Raw genomic sequence first — 19,334 nt, 5'->3', positions numbered from 1 at the left:
TCCGGCTTGGTCGGCGGGGTAACGGTTTTCGTGTCACTCATGCCTGCACCTCGCTGGCGCTCGGCTCCGGCATGACCGACTGGTCAGCTGTGTTCATTGGGCGTTCGCTTCGCTCACTCATGCTCGCGCCTTCCCGAGGCTCTCACCGAGAATGCCGGTCGGGCGGATCATCAGGACCAGCACGAGCACCACGAACGCGACCACGTCACGCCATTCGGTGCCGAACAGGATCTGACCGTAGTTCTCCGCCAGCCCGAGCAGCAGGCCACCGAGCAGCGCGCCACGCAGGTTGCCGATGCCGCCGAGCACCGCGGCGCTGAACGCCTTGATGCCGAGGATGAACCCGCCCGAGTAGATGATCCCGTTCGGGATCTTGAGCGCGTACAGCAGCGCGGCCGCACCGGCGAGCACGCCGCCGATGAGGAAGGTGAGCATGATGATCCGCTCCCGCGAGACGCCCATCAGCGTCGCGGTATCGGGATCCTGCGCGACCGCCCGGATGCCGCGGCCGAACTTGGTCTGATTGATCAGCAGTTCGGTGGCGATCGCGAGAATGACTGCGGCGCCGATGATCACGAGCGTCACGTTGGTGATGTCCGCGCCACCGATGTTGAACTGCTTGGTCGGCTCCACCAGCATGATCGGCTTCTGCGCGTTGGTGCCGCCCAGGCTCGGCCAGATCTTCGGCAGCACGAAGTGCACCACCTCCTGGATCACGAACGAGGCGCCGATCGCGGTGATGAGAAAGATCAGTGGTTTGGCGCCGCGTCTGCGCAGCGGCCGATAGGCCACGCGCTCCAATCCGACCGCGGCGGCGCCGGATACCGCCATGCCGAAGATCATGGCCAACGCCAGATAGGTAATGGTGAGGATGATGCCCTGGGAGTAGACATCACCGCTGGGCGAGAACCCGAGCAACATCAGCCCGACATACTGGCCGAACAAGCCGAGCATGAATATTTCCGAATGGGCAAAATTGATCAGCCGCAAAACGCCGTAGACCAGGGTGTAGCCCACAGCAACCAGCGCGTAGATCGCACCGTAGGACAATCCGTCGACGGTCAGTCGCCAGAAATCGTGGATCACTCCTTCATAGTTGAAGTCGATTGATCCGCCGGCGAGTTGTACAGCGCCGGTTAATGCCGTTGAAGTCATTTCGCTAATTCGCCCTCATCGATTCGCCCTCATAGATTCGCCCCTAACGACACAGCAGCACGTACTGGGATTCGCGCGAACCCCGGTACGTGCTGCGCGATCGTTCGGGTGGGTTACTTGACCGTGTAGATCCAGATCAACGCGTTGCTCAGTTCGCCGTTGGCGTTCCACTTGTACTGACGCGCGAGGCCGGCACCGTCGTAGGACTTCACGTACGCGAGCAGGTCCGGACGAGTGGCCTTGCCACTGTCGATGCCCTTGGCCAGGATCGTGGCCAAGTCGTAGGCCTCCACCGAGTACACGCCGGACGGCTGGCCGTTGAAGGCCTGGTAATCCTTGGCGAACTTCTCCGGAGCCGGACCACACGGGCAGGTCAGCGTCGCGCCCTTGGCCGCGCTGCCTGCCTGGGACAGGAACTGCGGATCGTTGGTGCCGTCGGGGGCGACGAAGACGCCCTTGAAGCCACCGGACTTCAACTGCTGGGCCAGCGGAGCACCCTCGGCGTAGTAACCGGCGTAGAAGACGGCGTCGGCGTTGGCCGAGGCAATCTTGGTGACCGTGGCAGAGAAGTCCTTGTCACCGGTCTTGATGCTGGACGAGCAGGCGGCGTCGGCTGCGGCGCCGAGACCATCGGTGATGCTCTTCGCCAGGCCGGTGCCGTAGTCGCTGTTGTCCTGGACGACGCAGACCTTCTTGTAGCCCGCGGTGCCGGTCAGGTACTTCGCCACCGACGGACCCTGCACGTCATCGTTGGCCAGGCCGCGGAAGAAGGTGGTCCAGCCGTTCTGGGTCAGCGTGGCATTGGTGGCCGAGGAGGTCACCGAGACCAGGCCCGCGTCGCTGAGGATCTTGCCGGTCGCCTTGGTCTCACCGGAGAACGCCGGGCCGATCAGGCCGATGATCGACTTGTCGTTGACCACCTGCGGGATGACCTGGGTGGCCTTCTGCGGGTCGCCCTCGGTGTCGAACGACTTCAGTTCGATCTTGCAGCCCGCGTTGGCCTTGTTGTGCTGGTCGAGCGCCAGCTTGATGCCCAGCTGAATGTTGATCCCGAGCGCGGCATTCGGGCCCGTCAACGCGCCGGCGAAGGCGATGGTCGTGCCGGCCGGGCAGGTCGCCTTGCCGTCACCGGCAGGGTCGGCGGCCTTGGCCGGGTCCGTCTTCGACACCTCTTTGCCGTTGATGTCTACCTGCGCCACCGGCTGGATGGACAGCCCGGCCGCGCCGCTGGTGCCGGACGTGTCCGTCCCGCCGGTGCTGGTCGATTTGTCACTGCATCCGGTCAGCACCAGCGCGGCGGCAGCGCCGATAGCCAAAACACCTCGCGTCGTACGACTGTGCCATGTCGAACTAAGCACGTTTCACCTCTAAGTCCTGTGCTCCCCCGGGATCACCGAGGAGGCCGACCACGTCGACCCGGTCAGAACTTAGCGTCCATACGTTAGTTCCGCATCACATTCGGATCATGAACGCGACATCGTGTCGAATTTTTGTTCACGATTGCGTTTCACCCGCGTAAAATCCACGCTTAATCAGCTCAGACGGACGCAGTCCTTCGACACGCCGTGCCTGCCACAGGGGTCCGCCCAGCGGACCCGACCGCTCACTTGGGCGCCAAGTTCTCCAGCACGACCTCGGCGACGGCCTTCATCGTAGTCCGGCGATCCATCGCGGTCCGCTGAATCCACTTGAAAGCCTGCGGCTCGGAAAGCCCCTGCGTCTGCATCAGCACGCCCTTGGCCCGCTCCACCAGCTTGCGCGTCTCCAGCCGGTCGGACAGGTTCGCCACCTCGCCCTCCAGCGCGGTGATCTCATGGAAACGGCTCGCCGCCAGCTCGATCGCCGGCACCAGATCCGACTTGGTGAACGGCTTCACCAGATACGCCATCGCTCCCGCGTCCCGGGCCCGCTCCACCAGATCGCGCTGACTGAACGCAGTCAGAATCACCACCGGCGCAACCCGTTTCGACGCGATCTCGGCCGCCGCATCGATACCGTCCCGGCGCGGCATCTTCACATCCATGATCACCAGATCCGGGCGATGCTCCACCGCCAGATCCACCGCCTGCTGGCCGTCGCCGGCCTCACCCACAACCAGATAACCCTCTTCGGTCAGCATCTCGACCAGGTCCATGCGGATGAGCGCCTCATCCTCCGCGACGACAACCCGCTTCGCCCCCGCGTCGCGCTTAGTGCTTGCGCCCCCTGCTGCTGTGCTCATAGGTAGACCCCTCTGGTTCAGATGCCTGTCCCGACACGCCGAAGGGTGGACGTTGGTCCAACAAGTCGACCATCGACCTCACCACCGCGCTATCGAGTGATGTAAAGAGTACCTTTCACTTCGGCATAGAACGCATATACCCAGGGCAAACCGCCCGGCCGCGCGTCACCGGGCAACCGGTTAGGTACCAGCCCGTCCCACCCGCTATCATTTCCTCCCGGTGCGCCGGGTTGGCGGAACTGGCAGACGCGACGGTCTCAAAAACCGTTGTCCGAAAGGACGTGTGGGTTCGAGTCCCACACTCGGCACTCGACAATAGGCAACCCCTGTCCGCAGAACGCGCGGACGGGGGTTGTCTCGTCATTTCTTCCGGGGGTGCAACCCCCGGGCCCCGCTCGGCGGGGCTTCGCCCCCCGAACCCCCTTCCAGTGGTTGCGATCGTGAGGATGTTGGCGGGCGAGGGTATAGCGGTCGCGGGGGTGTTGCGGTCAGCCGCAGGGCTTTGGGCATTGTGGTTTGGCCGCTTCGTTGGGGTCAGGTTGTAGCCGATCGCCAACTTGTCTCGTTGTAATGGATGCCGCGCATCTTCTGATTTCCCGCACGCTTTCTGATCTCCCGCACCCCGACTCGCCGCACTGACACGCGTGCGGATGTCAAAACCCGTGCGGCCGTGACGGTTCCGGGTGGCTTGCCGGGGCGGTGAGCGTTTCGCGGGCGGGTTGCGGCGTTCGAGCTGGTGATGACTCGCGTTTTGGTTCGAATCACGCCGATTCGTTCGCAGTCGAGTAGTATCAGAGCGTCACATGAGTGATGCTGGGCGGTGGGACGCCGTTGCTACCGACGCCCCACCTGATGGGTTTAGCTAGCCCTCATCCAGCGGACCAGCATGAGCGCCCCGGCGACCACGGCAGCTGTTGCAAGCAAGATGCCGTAGTCGACCGGGGCATCGCTCTTTGCCCGGCGATGTTTCGCCATTCCCCATCACCTCCATCCTGGGCGCGGTGTGTGGACCATGTCCACCGCCCCTCGGTTGGAGGTGCCAACACTCTATGTCACGGCACCGACTGAAAATGTTGGACCACAGGGGTTTTCGGCGAATGCTCCGCATTTCTGGCGCAGGTTCCAAAACAGTCCGCTGCCACGTTCCATAACGGACTGCCGCGCGACTCGCAGCGCAAGGGATGCCAGTCCGTACTACGCACTGCAACGAAGACGATGCGGCACCACAGATACGTGTTCTGACGAATACGGCGGCTCCGGCAACAACTCCAACACGACGTACACCGAGCTGCGCGCGGACTAGGCGTGCCTTCGACGGCCTCGTGCACCCGTCCGAGGCCATCGATTCCTACGACTCGAGCGCAGCCGACAGCCCCGGTGATACCGGGCTGCCGGGGTCGGGCCGGTTACACGACGAGCCGATCACCTCGCGGTCTTACCCCGCGTCGGCAGCCAACCGGTGAATGGCGTGTGCGACTCATCGAACTGTTTGACGATCCGTCTCGTATTCACCCGCGTAGGGTGGGCAACTAGAACGCCCAAATCAGCGGAGGTTGCGATGCGGGTGAACAGGGCCACGGTGGATCTGGGTGCGTATCCGGATCTTGTTGTCATCTATCTCGGGATGCGGGTGTGGAAGCCGCGCGGCATCCTGCGGCTGCTCGGGCTGGGGCCGAAACTGTATCGGTCGCACCAGGATCGGCCGGACGGGTTGCTGTCGCACGAGGACGTGATCTGGTCGCTGTTTCCGCCGCACTGGGGAGCCCGGCAGTACTGGCGGGATCTGGACAGCCTGGAGGCGTGGACCCGGTCGGCGCCGCATCGGGATTGGTGGCAGAAGTTCCTGCGGGACTCCGGCGGCACCGGGTTCTGGCACGAGGCGTACTTCATGCGCGGCGGCATCGACGCGATGTACGACGACATGGGCACCACGACGGGGATGACCCGGTTCGCGCCGGTGATCGCCTCGCGCGGGCGGATGTTCTCCACCCGGGGGCGGGTGCACGATCAGCCGTCCAAGGTGGCGCCGGTGGTGGACGAAAAGACTTACTACAGTGGCGAACTCGACTAGCAACCCGATCGTCCCATGATCGGCTGTACAGTCATATCACAAGGCAATCACAACATTGCGTTTCGATGATTGCGCGGCGGGGTAAGTGCACAGGGACACAGTCGAACATGATCAACGGCAAATGCGACGCACACCTCATGTGCGCCGCTATTCGTGTACGGCATCTGACCTGTAGATGAAATATTGGTCTAGACCGTGGGTTTCGGAGGTTTTCGGCCATCGGCGGCGTTATCGAACGTTTACCGTATTCCTATGCACGTCCTGTTCGTCTGCAACGGCAATGTTTGCCGTTCGGTGATTGCCGAGCGCCTCACCCGCGCCCTCGCGGTCGAACACGCCCTGCCGAACCTGACCGCGGAGAGCGCCGGAACCCGTGCCCTGGTGGGCTTCCCGGCCGAGCCGCTGGCCGCGCAGGCGATCGAGGGGCTCGGTGCGGATGCGAGCGGCTTCAAGGCGCGCAGGCTCAAGGACGAGATGGTGGACAGCGCCGATCTGGTGCTGACCATGACCCAGCAGATCCGCGACACGGTGAGCGAGATGGGTTTCGGCGTCGCGGCGCGCACCTTCACCCTCCTGGAAGCGCACCGGATCGCGCATGTGACCGGGGCCCGCTCGATCGCCGAACTGCACCGGGCGCGCAACGATCTGTCGATCGTCGGCCGGGAGAACATCACCGACCCGGTCGGGCTGTCCGAGCAGGCCTACTGCGAGGTCGGCGACCGGATCGCGGAGGCCCTGGTGCCGCTGCTGCTCGCGCTGGCCCCGCACGAGCAGTCGCGGCCGGTGCGGGACGAACGCCCCGGCCTGGTCATCGAACCCGGCGAGGCTTCCCCACCGCTGGCATCCTTTCTGGCGGCGCACCGCATCAGGTAGTCTTTCGACCCAAATACCGCTCTCCGACACAGCAATGCAGAGCTGCTATGTCCATTTCCCGGCCGGACGTATTACACTCCCGCGGACACCAACTTCCACCGTTGCTGGTTCGACACACGACAGGAATAGACATGCCGAAACGCATTTCGGATGTTTCGCTCCATGTGTATGTGACACCGGAAACCCTCGAACGAGTCGTCGAGACCGTACGCGAGGTGGTGGACGACCACCTGCAGGACCGCGAGGTGTTCGCCTGGCGCTTCACGCTCCCGGTGGACACCGACGATCCGACCCACGTCACCCTCGAAACCCAGTGGCGGATGGAGCATCCCGGCGACGAGCCGGGCGAACGCGGCACCTACGAGATCGCGCTGAGCCTGGTCGGCGCGCCTGCCGAGCTCACCGACGCGGACATGGCCGGCCTGGAACAGCAACTGCTACACGGGATCTACGGCGCCGCGCGCACCGAGCCGGGCCAGAACATCCCGTTCTCGATCCGCGCCAGGCAGCGCGCGGACCTCGACGTCGAGCGCGAACGGATCTGACCCCGGAAACGACTGCGCCGCACCGGCTTCCCGACTGCTCGGGAAGCGGATGCGGCGAAGTTCAGCGGATCGGTTACTTGCCCCGCGCGGGGAAGTGCCGAATCAGCCCCTCCTGCACGGTGGTCGCGAGCAGCTCCCCGGAGCGGGAGAAGAAGCGACCGGTCGCCAGCCCACGCGAGCCCGAGGCGACCGGGGACTCGGTGGCGTAGAGCGCCCACTCGTCGAACCGGAACGGCCGGTGGAACCAGATCGAATGGTTCACCGTCGCCGCGACGATCCGGTCCAGCCCCCAGGACAGCCCGTGCGTGGTGATGATCGAGTCCAGCACCGTGGTGTCGGACGAATAACCCAGCGTCGCAACGTGCAGCAGCGGATTGTCGGGCAGCCGCCCGTCGGTGCGCATCCACACCCGATTGTGGTTGAGCCGCTCCCCTGTGCCCTTCATGATCCAGGCCGGGTCGTTGGTGTAGCGCATGTCGATCGGGTGCGGCGCCTTGATGAACATCTCCAGCTTGTCTTCCAAGCCGACGAAGCTCTCCTCGATGCGCGGCAAGGTCTCCGGGTCCGGCACGTCGGGCAGCGGGTGCCCGTGCTCGAGGCCCTTGTGCCAGTCCTGGAACGCCGCGAGCATCACGAACAGCTCTTGATCGTCCTGGAGGGCGGTGACGGTGCGGTTGGCGAACGCGCGGCCGTCTCGGTGCCGGTCCACCCGGTACTCGATCGGCTTCTTCGGATCGCCGCCGCGCACGAAATGCGCGTTGATCGCGTGCACCGGACGGTCACCGACCGTACGGCCCGCCGCGATGATCGCCTGGGCGACCAGCTGGCCGCCGAACGTGCGACTCCACACCTTCTCCGGATGTTGCCCGACGAACACGTCCTCGTCCATCTGCTGCAGGTCGAGCAGACCGAGTAAAACGTCCAGATCAGACTTCCCGGCCGCCGACGAATCGACGACCGACCCTCCAAGAGAGCTGTTCACAGTTAATGATCCTCCTCACCGATGCGATGCACGTGGATCAGGTTGGTGGAACCGACCGTACCCGGCGGGGAGCCGGCCACGATTACCACGAGGTCACCCTTTTGGTATCGCTCCATGGACAGCAGTGCTACATCGACCTGGTGGATCATAGCGTCGGTGGTGTCCACCATCGGCACGATGAAGGTCTCGGTGCCCCAGGTCAGCGCGAGCTGGCTGCGCACCTCCGGCAGCGGGGTGAACGCCAGCAGCGGCAGCGGGGTGTGCAGCCGGGCCAGGCGGCGCACGGTGTCACCGGACTGGGTGAACGCGACCAGCGCCTTGGCGTTGAGCCGCTCGCCGATGTCGCGGGCGGCGTAGGAGATGACCCCGCGCTTGGTCCGCGGCACGTGGGTCAGCGGGGGCACCCTGGTCGATTCGGTCTCCACCGCGTGCACGATGCGCGCCATGGTGCGCACCGTCTCGATCGGCCAGGCGCCGACCGAGGTCTCGCCGGAGAGCATCACCGCGTCGGCGCCGTCGAGCACCGCGTTCGCCACGTCGGAGGCCTCGGCCCGGGTCGGGCGCGAGTTCTCGATCATCGACTCCAGCATCTGGGTCGCCACGATCACCGGCTTGGCGTTCTCCCGAGCCATCTGGATGGCCCGCTTCTGCACGATCGGGACCTGCTCGAGCGGCAGTTCGACGCCGAGGTCACCGCGGGCGACCATGACCGCGTCGAACGCGAGCACGATGGCTTCGAGGTTGTCGATCGCCTCCGGCTTCTCCAGCTTGGCGATCACCGGCACCCGGCGGTTGACCTTGTCCATGATGTCGTGCACGAGCTCGATATCGGACGGGGATCGCACGAAGGACAGCGCGATGAAGTCCACGCCGAGGTTCAGCGCGAATTCCAGGTCCTCGATGTCCTTTTCGGACAGCGCGGGCACCGAGACGTCCATGCCCGGCAGCGAAACGCCCTTGTTGTTGGAGACCGGTCCACCCTCGGTCACCCGGCAGACGACGTCGTTGCCGTCCACCCGGATGACGGTGAGCCCGACCTTGCCGTCGTCGACGAGCAGCCGGTCGCCGGCCTTCGCGTCCTGCGCGAGTTCTTTGTAGGTGGTCGACACTCGATCATGGGTGCCGTCGACCTCGTCGACGGTGATCCTGACCTCTTCGCCCGTCGCCCAGACGGTCTTACCCTCGATGAATCGGCCGAGCCGGATCTTCGGTCCCTGGAGGTCGGCGAGAATGCCGACCGCTCTGCCCAGGTGATCGGAGGCGGCCCGCACCTTCTTGTAGTTCTCTGCGTGATCCGCGTGTTCGCCGTGACTGAAGTTCAGTCGAGCCACGTCCATGCCGCTCTCGACGAGTTCGCGGATACGGTCCTCGGAGGCAGTAGCCGGGCCGAGCGTGCACACAATCTTCGTCCGTCGCATCACGGGTAGAGCCTAGTCCCGACCAGTGCCCGGGGCCGCCTGTGCCCCAGGTGAAAGCTGAGTTAAAAAATGAACCGCGACTTGGTGAAACCTCCAAGTCGTTACGCATTGCGCAACAGCCCTGGCCAGCGCCATCTATTTGAAACAACGGCAATCGAATGTTACTCGTTAGTAGATATTTTCGGTGCCGAATCGCGCAAAAGTGAGTAGCTGGAGCATCGCTGTTTCAGATGTTGCCGCGTCATGGATCGGCGCGGATTGGTGGCCCGGTACGCAAGAACCCCGGCTACCGATCTCGGGGTAGCCGGGGTTCGCGGGAGCAAGGTCGGTCAGGTCGCCACGTGCCTCGCGAGACGCGTCTCCAATCTGGTCTGACCGAAGCCGAGGATCAGGCAGATCACCCAGTAGTAGACCGCCGCGACGCCATAGAGCGCGAAGAAGTCGAACGTCGGCGCGGCCGCCAGCTGCGCGACGCGCAGCAGTTCGGTCACCAGGATGGTGGAGGCCAGCGAGGTGTCCTTCACCAGCGAGATCAACGTGTTCGACAGCGGCGGCACCGCGATGCGGTAGCCCTGCGGCAGGATGATCAGCCGCATCATCTGCGGATACGTCAGGCCGAGGGCCTGCGAGGCCTCCCACTGTCCCTTGGCCACGCTGAGAATGGACGCGCGCACGATCTCCGCGGCATAACCACCGACATTGAGGCTGAACGCGATCACCGCCGCCGGGAACGGGTCGATCACCAGCCCGAACTGCGGCAGCGCGTAGAACACGATGAACAGCTGCACCAGCAGCGGCGTGCCGCGGATGATCGAGATGTAGAACCGGGCGGCCGCGGACAGCGGCCACACCGGCGACATCCGGGCCAGCGCGACGAACAGCGCGATCGCCAAGCCGATGACGAAGCTCACCGCGGTGAGCGGGATGGTCATTTTGAGCGTGGCCTGCAGCATCGGCCACAGGTTGTGCCAGATCAGTTCCCTGGTAGCGGCATCCATGGAGGGCGTCGGCTACTTGCTGACGTCGGTGCCGAAGTACTTGTCCGAGATCTTGGCCAGCGTGCCGTCGGCGCGCAGTTCGGTCAGCGCCTTGTCCACGTCCTTGATCAGCGCGTCGTCCTTGCGGGCGGCGAAGGCCTGCTTGCTGGTCTCGCCGGTCTTGCCGGAGACCTTCACGCCGGTGTCGCCGGTCTTCTTGGTGTATTCGGCGACGGCCAGGGTGTCGTTGACCGTGGCATCGACGCGGCCGTTCTTCAGCAGCTGGATGGCCTGCACGAAGCCCTCCACCGCCTCGACCTTCGCGCCCGCGTTGGTGGCGACCTTGCCCCAGTTGCTGGTCGCGGACTGGGCGCAGGTCTTGCCCTTGAGGTCGGCGAGGGTGGTGATGGCGTTGTTGTCGGCGCGGGTGACGATCACGCCGTCGGAGGTGGTGTACGGGGCGGAGAGCGCGTACTTGTTCTTGCGCTCGTCGTTGATCGTCACCTGGTTGGCGACCAGGTCGAAGCGCTTGGACTCGAGGCCGGCGAAGATCGCGTCCCACGGGGTCTGCACGAACTCGACCTTCTTGCCGAGCTTGTCGCCCACGGCCTGGATCACCTCGATGTCGTAACCGGTGATCTTGCCGTCGGAACCCTGGAAGCTGAACGGGGAGTAGGTGCCTTCGGTGCCGACCTTCAACACGTTCGGATCGCTGCTGCTCCCGCAGGCGGTGAGCCCGGTGGCGGCGACGATGGCGAGCATGGCGGCGGCGAACAGCTTGCGACGCACGGGTTCCCTCTCTTCGGTACGCGGACATCCCACGCACAACACGCAAATCCGGCTCATGCTACGCCGGGACTCATTCGATGGACCCTATATCGATCATGGTGCGCGAAAGGGTTGTACTCGCCGAATTCGAGCGCGCCGCCCCCATTTCTCGGGGCTCTGACCTGCTGTGTCGCCGCCGAGACGGGCACGACCGCGGCCGGAACGAGGAACGGGCACCGCCGGATCGGCGATGCCCGTCGGCTATCGGTGTGCTCAGTCGCGCAGCGGGCGGCCTTCGCTGTCGGGCACCTTGCCGACCAGCATCAGGACGCCGTCGATGATCGGCCAGACGACGCCGAAGCCACACGTCAGCCAGGTGACGGCGATCTGGGCGATGGCGATGCCGGTATGGCCGGTGTAGAAACGGCCGACGCCGAACGCGCCGACGAAGATCTGCAGCAGACCCGCGATCAGCTTCTGCTTGTCCGAGAACGGCGCACCGAACTGGTCACGGCCCCAGGGGGCTTCGGGATCGTTCGGGTTGTAGCCCTGCGGGCCGAAGCCGGCCGGCGGGTAGCCGCCGGGCTGCTGGCCGTAGGGGTTGGGCTGGCCGTACTGCGGCTGCTGGGCGTACGGGTCCGACGGCTGGGCGTAGGGCTGCGAGTCGAACTGCTGCGGCATGGCCGCGGTGTCCTGCGGCTTGTTCAGATCCGGCCCCGTGCCGGGCGGACCGTACTGCGGCCCGCCGAATCCCGGATTGTTCTGCTGGTAGGGGTCGGTCACCAATGTCCTCCTCATTCGTGCTGGGCACCCTCTGCCCGGCATTGATCGATCCGCCGAGCGGGGAGATGCTCGCGACGATCACGAGACATTGTGGTCGGAGCGCTGCGTTTTGTCGCCCCGTAGCGTTCGGCATTCCCCGGGGTTATCGCAGGTGATGCGGCATTGTTATCGGCGGTGGGAAATTCGGAGCAAACCGGCCGGACAGACAGCGGTGCCGCCGCGTAATCCGCGGCGGCACCGTTGTATTCAGGACTTGTCGGAGTCCGTGGATTTCTCCGACGTGCTGGTCACCGCGGTAGTGCTCGCGGTGCCCGGGTCGGTGCTGGTTTCGGCGGTCTTGTCTGCGTCGGAGTCCGTCGCGGAATCGGCGTCCCGGTCCGGCTCGGCGTCCGTTTCGCTGGACTCGTCGGTCTCGAGTGTGTCCGTGGCGGTCGCGCCGTCGGTTTCGGCGGCCGAATCCCGTTCCAGCACAACCGTGTCCGAGGTCGCATTCGCCACGGCCGCCGCATTGGCCGCGCGCACCGCGCCGATCTGCCACGGCCAGGGGCGCTGTTCCTTGCTCGGCTGCAACTGCTCGGCGGTCTCGCGCCCCTTGGTCGCGAACACGAAATAGGCGATGGCCGCGAGGAATACGAGCGCGGAGGTGAACGAGTTGATCCGGATGCCGGCGATCTTGGTCGCCTCGTCGTCACGCATCAGCTCGACGAAGAAACGGCCGAAGCTGTATCCCGCGACGTAGAGCGCGAACAGGCGCCCGTGCCCGATCCGGTAGCGCTTGTCCAGCTGCACCAGCAGCACCACGATCAGCACGTTCCAGATCAGCTCGTACAGGAACGTCGGGTGCACGACCTTGTCCACGACGCCGTTGGAGACGCCGTTCATCGCGTCCGGCTTCAGGTTGTCGTCGTAGCGGAAGAAGATCTCCAGACCCCACGGCAGGTCGGTCTTGCGGCCGTAGAGCTCCTGGTTGAAGTAGTTGCCGAGCCGGCCGATGGCCTGGGCCAGCAGGATCGGCGGGGCGATCGCATCGCCCAACGCGGGCAACGGGATTCGATACACCCGGCAGCCGATCCAGGCGCCGACGCCGCCGAGCAGCACCGCGCCCCAGATGCCGAGGCCGCCGTTCCAGATCTCCAGCGCGGCCTTGGGGTCGCCGTCCGGGCCGAAGTACTTCTGCCAGTCGGTGGCGACGTGATAGAGCCGGCCGCCGACCAAGCCGAACGGCACCGCGAACATCGCGACGTCCAGGATCGCGCCCTGCTGTCCGCCGCGGTCGCGCCAGCGGCGCTCACCCCACCAGATGGCGACGATGATGCCGAGAATGATGCACAGCGCGTAGGCCCGCAGCGGGAATGGGCCGATGTGCCACACGCCCTGCGGGGGGCTGGGTATGTACGCCAGGACTCGTAAGGTCACGGGGCCACCGTAGCGGAGAACCTCATCGGCGATGGAACCACCGCTCCGTGGGGACTGCCGTCAGACCCGGCACCTACGACGCGACGGTCGCCGAACGCACGCCCTCGGCCAGCTCCGCGGTCAGCGCGCGCACCGCGTCCAGGCTCTCGCCCGCGGCGGTCACCAAGGCCGAGCCGACGATGACTCCGTCTGCGTAGGAAGCGATTTCGGCCGCCTGCGCACCCGAGCGGACGCCGAGGCCGACGCCGATCGGGATGTCGGAGTGCGTCCGGATCCGCGCGCACAGCGCGGGCGCCGCGGACGACACCACATCGCGAGCGCCAGTCACGCCCATGGTCGAGGCCGCGTACACGAATCCGCGCGACGCCTCCAGGGTCTTCACCAGACGCTCCTCGGTGGAGGACGGCGCGACCAGGAAGATGCGGTCGAGGTTGTGCGTGGACGAGGCGACGAACCAGTCGTCGGCCTCTTCCGGAATGAGGTTCGGCGTGATGATGCCCGCGCCGCCGGCCCCGGCCAGATCGCGCGCGAAACGGTCGACGCCGTAGGCCAGCACCGGGTTCCAGTAGCTCATCACCACGGCCTGCCCGCCGGCCGAGGTGATCGCCTCGACGACGGAGAACACGTCGCGCACCCGCACGCCGCCGCGCAACGCCTGATCGGCGGCGGCCTGAATGGTCGGGCCGTCCATCACCGGATCGGAGTAGGCGACGCCGACTTCGATGATGTCGCAACCGGATTCGACCATCGCGCGGACGACCTCGATGGAACCGGCCAGGTCGGGGTAACCCGCGGGCAGGTAGCCGATGAGCGCGGCACGCCCTTCACCACGCGCAGCGGCAAAGGTATTCGCAAGACGAGACTGCTGACTCACGACTGCACCTTGCTAACGCCCGCAGTCGACGTCATAGACGCTGTATCCATGGTTCGCTCGCTGCGCTCCCTCACGACTGAACTGCTCCTTCATCGATCAGCCCGAACCAACGCGCCGCCGTATCCATGTCCTTGTCGCCGCGACCGGACAGGTTCACCAGAATGATCGAGCCCGGGCCGAGTTCCTTGCCCAGTTGCAGCGCCCCGGCTACCGCGTGCGCGGACTCGATCGCCGGGATGATGCCCTCGGTGCGGGACAGCAGCAGCAGCGCGTCCATCGCCTCGGTGTCGGTGATCGGGCGGTACTCGGCGCGGCCGATGTCCTTGAGGAAGGCGTGCTCGGGGCCGACGCCCGGGTAGTCCAGACCGGCCGAGATCGAGTGCGACTCGATGGTCTGGCCGTCCTCGTCCTGCAGCAGGTACGAGTAGGCGCCCTGGAACGCGCCGGGCGTGCCGCCGGTGAAAGTGGCCGCGTGCCTGCCGGTTTCGACGCCGTCACCGGCCGCCTCGTAGCCGATCAGCCGGACGTCGGTGTCGTCGAGAAACGGATGGAAGATGCCGATGGCGTTGGAGCCGCCGCCCACGCAGGCGACGACCGCGTCGGGCAGCCTGCCGGTGGATTCCTGCACCTGCACCCTGGCCTCCAGGCCGACGACGCGCTGGAAGTCGCGCACCAGCATGGGGAACGGGTGCGGGCCCGCGGCGGTGCCGAAGCAGTAGTAGGTGTCGTCGGCGTTGCTGACCCAGTCGCGCAGCGCCTCGTTGATCGCGTCCTTGAGCGTCTGCGAGCCGGTGGTCACCGAGATGACCTCGGCGCCGAGCAGCCGCATCCGGGCCACGTTCAACGCCTGCCGCGCGGTGTCGACGGCGCCCATATAGATGACGCAGTCCAGGCCGAGCAGCGCGCAGGCGGTGGCGGTGGCGACGCCGTGCTGGCCCGCGCCGGTTTCCGCGATGACCCGGGTCTTGCCCATGCGCTTGGCCAGCAGGGCTTGGCCGAGCACGTTGTTGATCTTATGAGAACCCGTGTGGTTCAGGTCTTCTCGCTTGAGCAGGATGCGCGCGCCGCCCGCGTGCTCGGCGAGCCGGGTGCATTCGAACACCGGCGACGGACGCCCGGTGTAGTCGCGCTGCAACCGGTCCAGCTCGTTCAGGAAGTCCGGGTCGAGCCGGGACTTCTCGTAGGTCGCGGTGACCTCTTCGATGACCGCCATCAGCGCCTCGGGGACGTGCCTGCCGCCGTAGACGCCGAAGTGGCCGCCGGTGTCGGGCTCGTGCGCGCTGCGGTGGGCGACGCCGTCGCTGGCCTTGGGTAGTTCGGTCACTCCGGTCACCGGCCCCGCCGCGCCGGCTTCGGGCAGGACGGGTGGGTGCCCGCGGTCACCAGCTCGGACACGGCCGCGCGCGGATCACCGCTGGTCACCAGCCCTTCGCCGACGAGCACGGCGTCCGCGCCCGCGCCCGCGTAGGCCAGCAGATCGGCGGTGCCGCGGATGCCGGATTCGGCGATCCGGATGACCTCGGTGGGCAGGCCGGGCGCGATCCGGGCGAACACGTCCCGGTCGACCTCGAGCGTCTTGAGGTTGCGGGCGTTCACGCCGATCACCGAGGCGCCGGCCTCGAGCGCGCGGTCGGCCTCTTCCTCGGTGTGCACCTCGACGAGCGCGGTCATGCCGAGCGATTCGGTGCGGTCGATGAGCGAGGACAGCACGTCCTGCTCCAGCGCCGCGACGATCAGCAGGATCACGTCGGCGCCGTGCGCGCGGGCCTCGTGGATCTGGTACGGCCCGACGACGAAGTCCTTGCGCAGGATCGGGATGTTCACCGTGGCGCGCACCGCGTCCAGGTCCTCCAGGGACCCGTGGAAGCGGCGGCCTTCGGTCAGCACGCTGATGATCCGCGCGCCGCCGTCCTCGTACGCCTTGGCCAGGCTGGCCGGGTCGGGGATGTCGGCGAGTTCGCCCTTGGACGGGCTGGCGCGCTTCACCTCGGCGATGACGCCGATGCCGTCTTCGAGGAGTGCCGCGCGCGCGTCGAGGGGGCTGTTCGCCGCCTTGGCGGCCGCTTTGATCGCCTGGAAATCGAGGAGGGCTTCCCGAGCGGCCACATCCGCGCGGACCCCGTCGAGAATCGAGTCGAGTACCGTCATCTGGCTCGAATCCTTTCTGGGGAGACGGACTTGCTGCCTGAGAATTTCCCCAGGCGCTGTCTCACCGATGCTGACCAAGAATAAATGGACGTACCGGCCGCGTTTGCGCCGGGTCGTGTTGTGGACCAGGCAACCAGTCCGTGCGCAAGGTGTGCACCGCCACAGTTGCCAGGGCCGAATCGCTCAGCGGACACGTCCGCCTGCCTCGTCGGCGTCCGGATCGCCGGTCCGCCCACCGGTGTTCACGGCGTCCTCGGTCGGGTCGGTGCCCGCGTCCAAGGCGTCCCAGAGCACACGTTCGGAGAGCTGGGTCGAACCGGGCTCGGCGCCGGTCTCGTTGCGCTGCTTGGTCACCTCTTCGGTGGCCGCGGCGCGACGGAAAACCGGGTTGTCGTATTTACCGGACATCCGGGCGGTGTCCTGCGGCATCCGGGCGAGTAGTCCGCCCGCCGCGAAGGCCGCGAGCGCGCCGAGCAGGGCGAGCACGGCCGGGAAGATCGAGGTCGTCGCCTCCCCCACCTGTGCCCTGGCCGGGAGTTCGGCCAGCTTGGCGGCGCGTTCGGCGATCTTGCCGGAGTTGGTGAGCAACGCGAAGGCCGGAACCGCGGCGACCGCGGCGATCAACGCGATGACCACGCCCAGCACGCGACGCAACCAGCCTCGCGTGGCCAGTACGGCGGCAATGGACGCCAGCAGCACCAGGGCCAGCGGGGTGAGCGCGCCGAACCAGACGCCGCCGTTGAGCCGGTCGGTGCGGGGTTCGGTGAGGCCGTCGGTGGACGCGACCGTCACCCAGGTCATTCGCGAGGAGGCCCACAGCGCGGCGGCCGCGACGGCCAGGAGGACGAGCGCGCCGACCGGAGACTTACGCCGCGCGGCGGGTTCGGCCGGCTCAGCACCTGCGGTGTCCGGGGTGACAAGGTCGGGATCGGGAGTTTGGTCGCCTTCGCTGGAACCTGCCGTCATGCGTCGTCGCCCTTCGCGCCGTACGCGCGCACCGTCTTCGCCGCGGCGACCGCCTTGAGCACCGCCATCGCTTTATTGCGAGCTTCGACGTCCTCGTACTCGGCGTCGGAATCGGCGACGATGCCCGCGCCCGCCTGGACGTAGGCGGTGCCGTCTTTCAGCAGCGCGGTGCGGATGGCGATCGCGGTGTCCGCGTCACCGGCGAAGTCGAGATAGCCGACGACGCCGCCGTAGACGCCGCGCCGAGTCGGCTCGAGTTCCTCGATGAGTTCCATCGCGCGCACCTTCGGCGCACCGGACAGCGTGCCCGCCGGGAAACAGGCGCGCACCGCGTCGAGCGCGATCTTGCCCGCGGCGAGCCGGCCCGACACCGTCGAAACCAGGTGCATCACATGGCTGTAGCGCTCGATGTGCCGATACTCGGTGACCCGCACGGTGCCCGGCTGGCAGACCCGGCCGAGGTCGTTGCGGCCGAGGTCGACGAGCATCAGGTGCTCGGCGTTCTCCTTCTCGTCGGCCAGCAGGCCCTTCTCCAGCAGCAGGTCGTCCTCTTCGGTGGCCCCGCGCCAGCGGGTGCCCGCGATCGGATGCGTGGTCGCGACCCCGTCTTTCACCGTGACCAGCGATTCCGGGCTGGAGCCGACGATGGAGAACGCGGTGCCGCCGTCGCCGTCCGGGACGTGCAGCAGGTACATGTACGGGCTCGGGTTCGACGCGCGCAGCATCCGATAGAGATCGAGCGGCGCACCGTCGTAGTCCATTTCGAAGCGCTGCGAGAGCACCACCTGGAACGCCTCGCCCGCCTCGATCTCCTTGACCAGGCGGCGCACGCCCGCGCCGAACTCCTCGGTGGTGCGGCGGCGGCGGAACTCCGGCTCGGGCCGATCGAAGACCGACACGGTGGACGCGGCCGGCGCGGCGAGCGCCTCGGTCATCCGGTCCAGCCGGGCGACCGCGTCGTCGTAGGCCTCGTCCACCCGCTCGGCGGTGCCGTTCCAGTTGACCGCGTTGGCGATCAGCGTGATCGCGCCCTCGTGATGGTCGAACGCGGCCAGGTCGGTGGCGAGCAGCAGCACCATTTCGGGCAGTTGCAGATCGTCGTGGGCGTGGTTCGGCAGCCGCTCGATCCGGCGCACCGCGTCGTAGCCGAGGTAGCCGACCATGCCGCCGGTCAGCGGGGGCAGCCCGGGCAGCCGCTCGGTCTTCAGCAGCTCGAGGGTTTCGCGCAGCGCGAGCAGCGGATCGCCGCCCGCGGGCGCGTCCACCGGAATGTTGCCCAGCCAGGCCGCCTCGCCGTCGACCACGGTCAACGCGGACGGACTACCAGCGCCGATGAACGACCAGCGCGACCACGATCGTCCGTTCTCCGCCGACTCGAACAGGAACGTGCCCGCCCGATCGTCGGCCAGCTTGCGGTAGGCGGAGAGCGGAGTTTCGGAGTCCGCCAACACCTTTCGGGTCACCGGGACCACTCGATGCTCCGCGGCCAGCAGATGGAACTGGGCCCGGGTCGTGGTGGTGGGAGTCGACGCGCCTTGCATGGTCACATCATCCCAGGGGGCACCGACACCTCACGCGGCGCACCCCGGGCGGGCCGATACCGACCCGCGCAAGTCACATCCGTCACAAACACGACCGCCCGGTTCTGATGCCCTCGACAGGGCTGTGACGGGCGTCTCTATGCTCGCTCCGTTCCATCTCGCACGCGGTATCCATGATCGAGAGGAGACAACTGATGTACCCCTCGCAACCGGAGGGCAGGCACGCCGCCCCGGGCGGTGCGCCGAGCCAGGCCCCACGGATGGTCGGTCTGCAGTCGAAGGCAGGCCAACAGGGTGCCCCGAACGCACTAGCCACCTTCGTCACCTACGCGAAGGCCCTCGAGTCGCTGGACAGGAATCACTTCCCGGACGAGTACGCCACGCACGCCGACCGGATCAAGGAACTCAAGCCGTTCCTGCGCGCGCACGGCATCCTCGACGTGATGCAGATCAAGAACCCCGAAGTCGCGGCACTGATCGGTATCTAGGACGTAACCACGTCGTCCGTCTTCGGCCCGCGCGTCATCGGCATGCAGACGGAGGTTCGACATGAGCCGGAACGGACCGGTACCGGGTGCGACATGCGCCCGGTACTG

The 19,334-nt window shown here is 66.6% G+C and carries 18 protein-coding genes and 1 tRNA gene; 5 read left to right on the top strand and 14 right to left on the bottom strand.

The window, feature by feature from the left end; genetic code table 11:
• Positions 1-117: 117 nt before the first annotated feature.
• The 3 genes from F3087_RS36530 to F3087_RS36520 all read right to left on the bottom strand — a co-directional run bounded on the left by F3087_RS36530 (position 118) and on the right by F3087_RS36520 (position 3,376).
• Positions 118-1,155, bottom strand: a complete 1,038-nt coding sequence (locus F3087_RS36530; protein WP_150406674.1) for a branched-chain amino acid ABC transporter permease — start codon at positions 1,153-1,155, stop codon at positions 118-120.
• A 113-nt stretch (positions 1,156-1,268) separates the two neighbouring features.
• Positions 1,269-2,471 (bottom strand): branched-chain amino acid ABC transporter substrate-binding protein, encoded by a 1,203-nt coding sequence (locus F3087_RS36525; protein WP_150406673.1) that lies wholly within the window; start codon positions 2,469-2,471, stop codon positions 1,269-1,271.
• Positions 2,472-2,758: 287 nt separating this feature from the next.
• On the bottom strand, positions 2,759-3,376 hold the full coding sequence (locus F3087_RS36520) for an ANTAR domain-containing response regulator (RefSeq protein ID WP_150406672.1): 618 nt from the start codon (positions 3,374-3,376) through the stop codon (positions 2,759-2,761).
• Between the two features lie 224 nt (positions 3,377-3,600).
• On the opposite strand from F3087_RS36520, the gene F3087_RS36515 reads away from it, so the two are divergent.
• The 4 genes from F3087_RS36515 to F3087_RS36500 all read left to right on the top strand — a co-directional run bounded on the left by F3087_RS36515 (position 3,601) and on the right by F3087_RS36500 (position 6,865).
• Positions 3,601-3,684 (top strand) — tRNA-Leu (locus F3087_RS36515).
• A gap of 1,250 nt (positions 3,685-4,934) precedes the next feature.
• Positions 4,935-5,447 carry a monooxygenase family protein gene (locus tag F3087_RS36510; RefSeq protein WP_150406671.1) on the top strand — a complete coding sequence of 171 codons (513 nt, stop codon included), beginning with the start codon at positions 4,935-4,937 and terminating at the stop codon, positions 5,445-5,447.
• Positions 5,448-5,699: 252 nt separating this feature from the next.
• Entirely contained in the window at positions 5,700-6,320 is a 621-nt protein-coding gene (locus tag F3087_RS36505) for an arsenate reductase/protein-tyrosine-phosphatase family protein (RefSeq protein WP_150406670.1), read from the top strand.
• Between the two features lie 131 nt (positions 6,321-6,451).
• Positions 6,452-6,865 (top strand): hypothetical protein, encoded by a 414-nt coding sequence (locus F3087_RS36500; protein ID WP_150406669.1) that lies wholly within the window; start codon positions 6,452-6,454, stop codon positions 6,863-6,865.
• Between the two features lie 73 nt (positions 6,866-6,938).
• Here the strand turns inward: F3087_RS36500 and F3087_RS36495 are convergent, their stop codons facing one another.
• The 11 genes from F3087_RS36495 to F3087_RS36445 form a co-directional block, all read right to left on the bottom strand.
• Complete coding sequence (locus tag F3087_RS36495) at positions 6,939-7,754, bottom strand: acyl-CoA thioesterase (RefSeq protein ID WP_223885618.1); 816 nt, start codon at positions 7,752-7,754, stop codon at positions 6,939-6,941.
• A 95-nt stretch (positions 7,755-7,849) separates the two neighbouring features.
• A complete protein-coding gene (pyk, locus tag F3087_RS36490) occupies positions 7,850-9,268 on the bottom strand; it encodes a pyruvate kinase (RefSeq protein ID WP_191094319.1) in 1,419 nt (472 codons plus the stop codon).
• A 326-nt stretch (positions 9,269-9,594) separates the two neighbouring features.
• Positions 9,595-10,263 (bottom strand): amino acid ABC transporter permease, encoded by a 669-nt coding sequence (locus F3087_RS36485; protein ID WP_150406667.1) that lies wholly within the window; start codon positions 10,261-10,263, stop codon positions 9,595-9,597.
• Positions 10,264-10,275: 12 nt separating this feature from the next.
• Positions 10,276-11,031 (bottom strand): amino acid ABC transporter substrate-binding protein, encoded by a 756-nt coding sequence (locus tag F3087_RS36480; protein WP_191094318.1) that lies wholly within the window; start codon positions 11,029-11,031, stop codon positions 10,276-10,278.
• Between the two features lie 252 nt (positions 11,032-11,283).
• Positions 11,284-11,793 (bottom strand): TM2 domain-containing protein, encoded by a 510-nt coding sequence (locus F3087_RS36475; RefSeq protein WP_150406666.1) that lies wholly within the window; start codon positions 11,791-11,793, stop codon positions 11,284-11,286.
• Positions 11,794-12,039: 246 nt separating this feature from the next.
• The gene (lgt, locus tag F3087_RS36470; RefSeq protein WP_150406665.1) at positions 12,040-13,209 is read right to left on the bottom strand and encodes a prolipoprotein diacylglyceryl transferase; all 1,170 of its coding nucleotides are present in this window, start codon (positions 13,207-13,209) and stop codon (positions 12,040-12,042) included.
• A gap of 73 nt (positions 13,210-13,282) precedes the next feature.
• Positions 13,283-14,083, bottom strand: coding sequence for a tryptophan synthase subunit alpha (trpA, locus tag F3087_RS36465; RefSeq protein WP_150406664.1), 801 nt, complete (start codon positions 14,081-14,083; stop codon positions 13,283-13,285).
• A gap of 70 nt (positions 14,084-14,153) precedes the next feature.
• Positions 14,154-15,416, bottom strand: coding sequence for a tryptophan synthase subunit beta (gene trpB / locus F3087_RS36460; RefSeq protein ID WP_150406663.1), 1,263 nt, complete (start codon positions 15,414-15,416; stop codon positions 14,154-14,156).
• A complete protein-coding gene (gene trpC / locus F3087_RS36455; protein ID WP_150406662.1) occupies positions 15,413-16,231 on the bottom strand; it encodes an indole-3-glycerol phosphate synthase TrpC in 819 nt (272 codons plus the stop codon). The genes trpB and trpC overlap by 4 nt, the downstream gene beginning before the upstream one ends.
• A gap of 183 nt (positions 16,232-16,414) precedes the next feature.
• Positions 16,415-17,197: a TIGR02234 family membrane protein gene (locus F3087_RS36450; RefSeq protein ID WP_150406661.1), complete on the bottom strand. Its 783-nt coding sequence runs from the start codon at positions 17,195-17,197 to the stop codon at positions 16,415-16,417.
• A complete protein-coding gene (locus F3087_RS36445) occupies positions 17,194-18,738 on the bottom strand; it encodes an anthranilate synthase component I (protein ID WP_150406660.1) in 1,545 nt (514 codons plus the stop codon). Before F3087_RS36445 ends, F3087_RS36450 begins: the two co-directional genes overlap by 4 nt.
• 194 nt (positions 18,739-18,932) lie before the next feature.
• On the opposite strand from F3087_RS36445, the gene F3087_RS36440 reads away from it, so the two are divergent.
• A complete protein-coding gene (locus F3087_RS36440) occupies positions 18,933-19,226 on the top strand; it encodes a hypothetical protein (protein ID WP_150406659.1) in 294 nt (97 codons plus the stop codon).
• The last annotated feature ends 108 nt before the right edge of the window (positions 19,227-19,334 follow it).

Source organism: Nocardia colli (genome assembly GCF_008704205.1).
GTDB lineage: Bacteria > Actinomycetota > Actinomycetes > Mycobacteriales > Mycobacteriaceae > Nocardia > Nocardia colli.
Note: the sequence above shows the minus strand (reverse complement) of the source record. Positions and strands in the feature narration are given on the sequence as shown.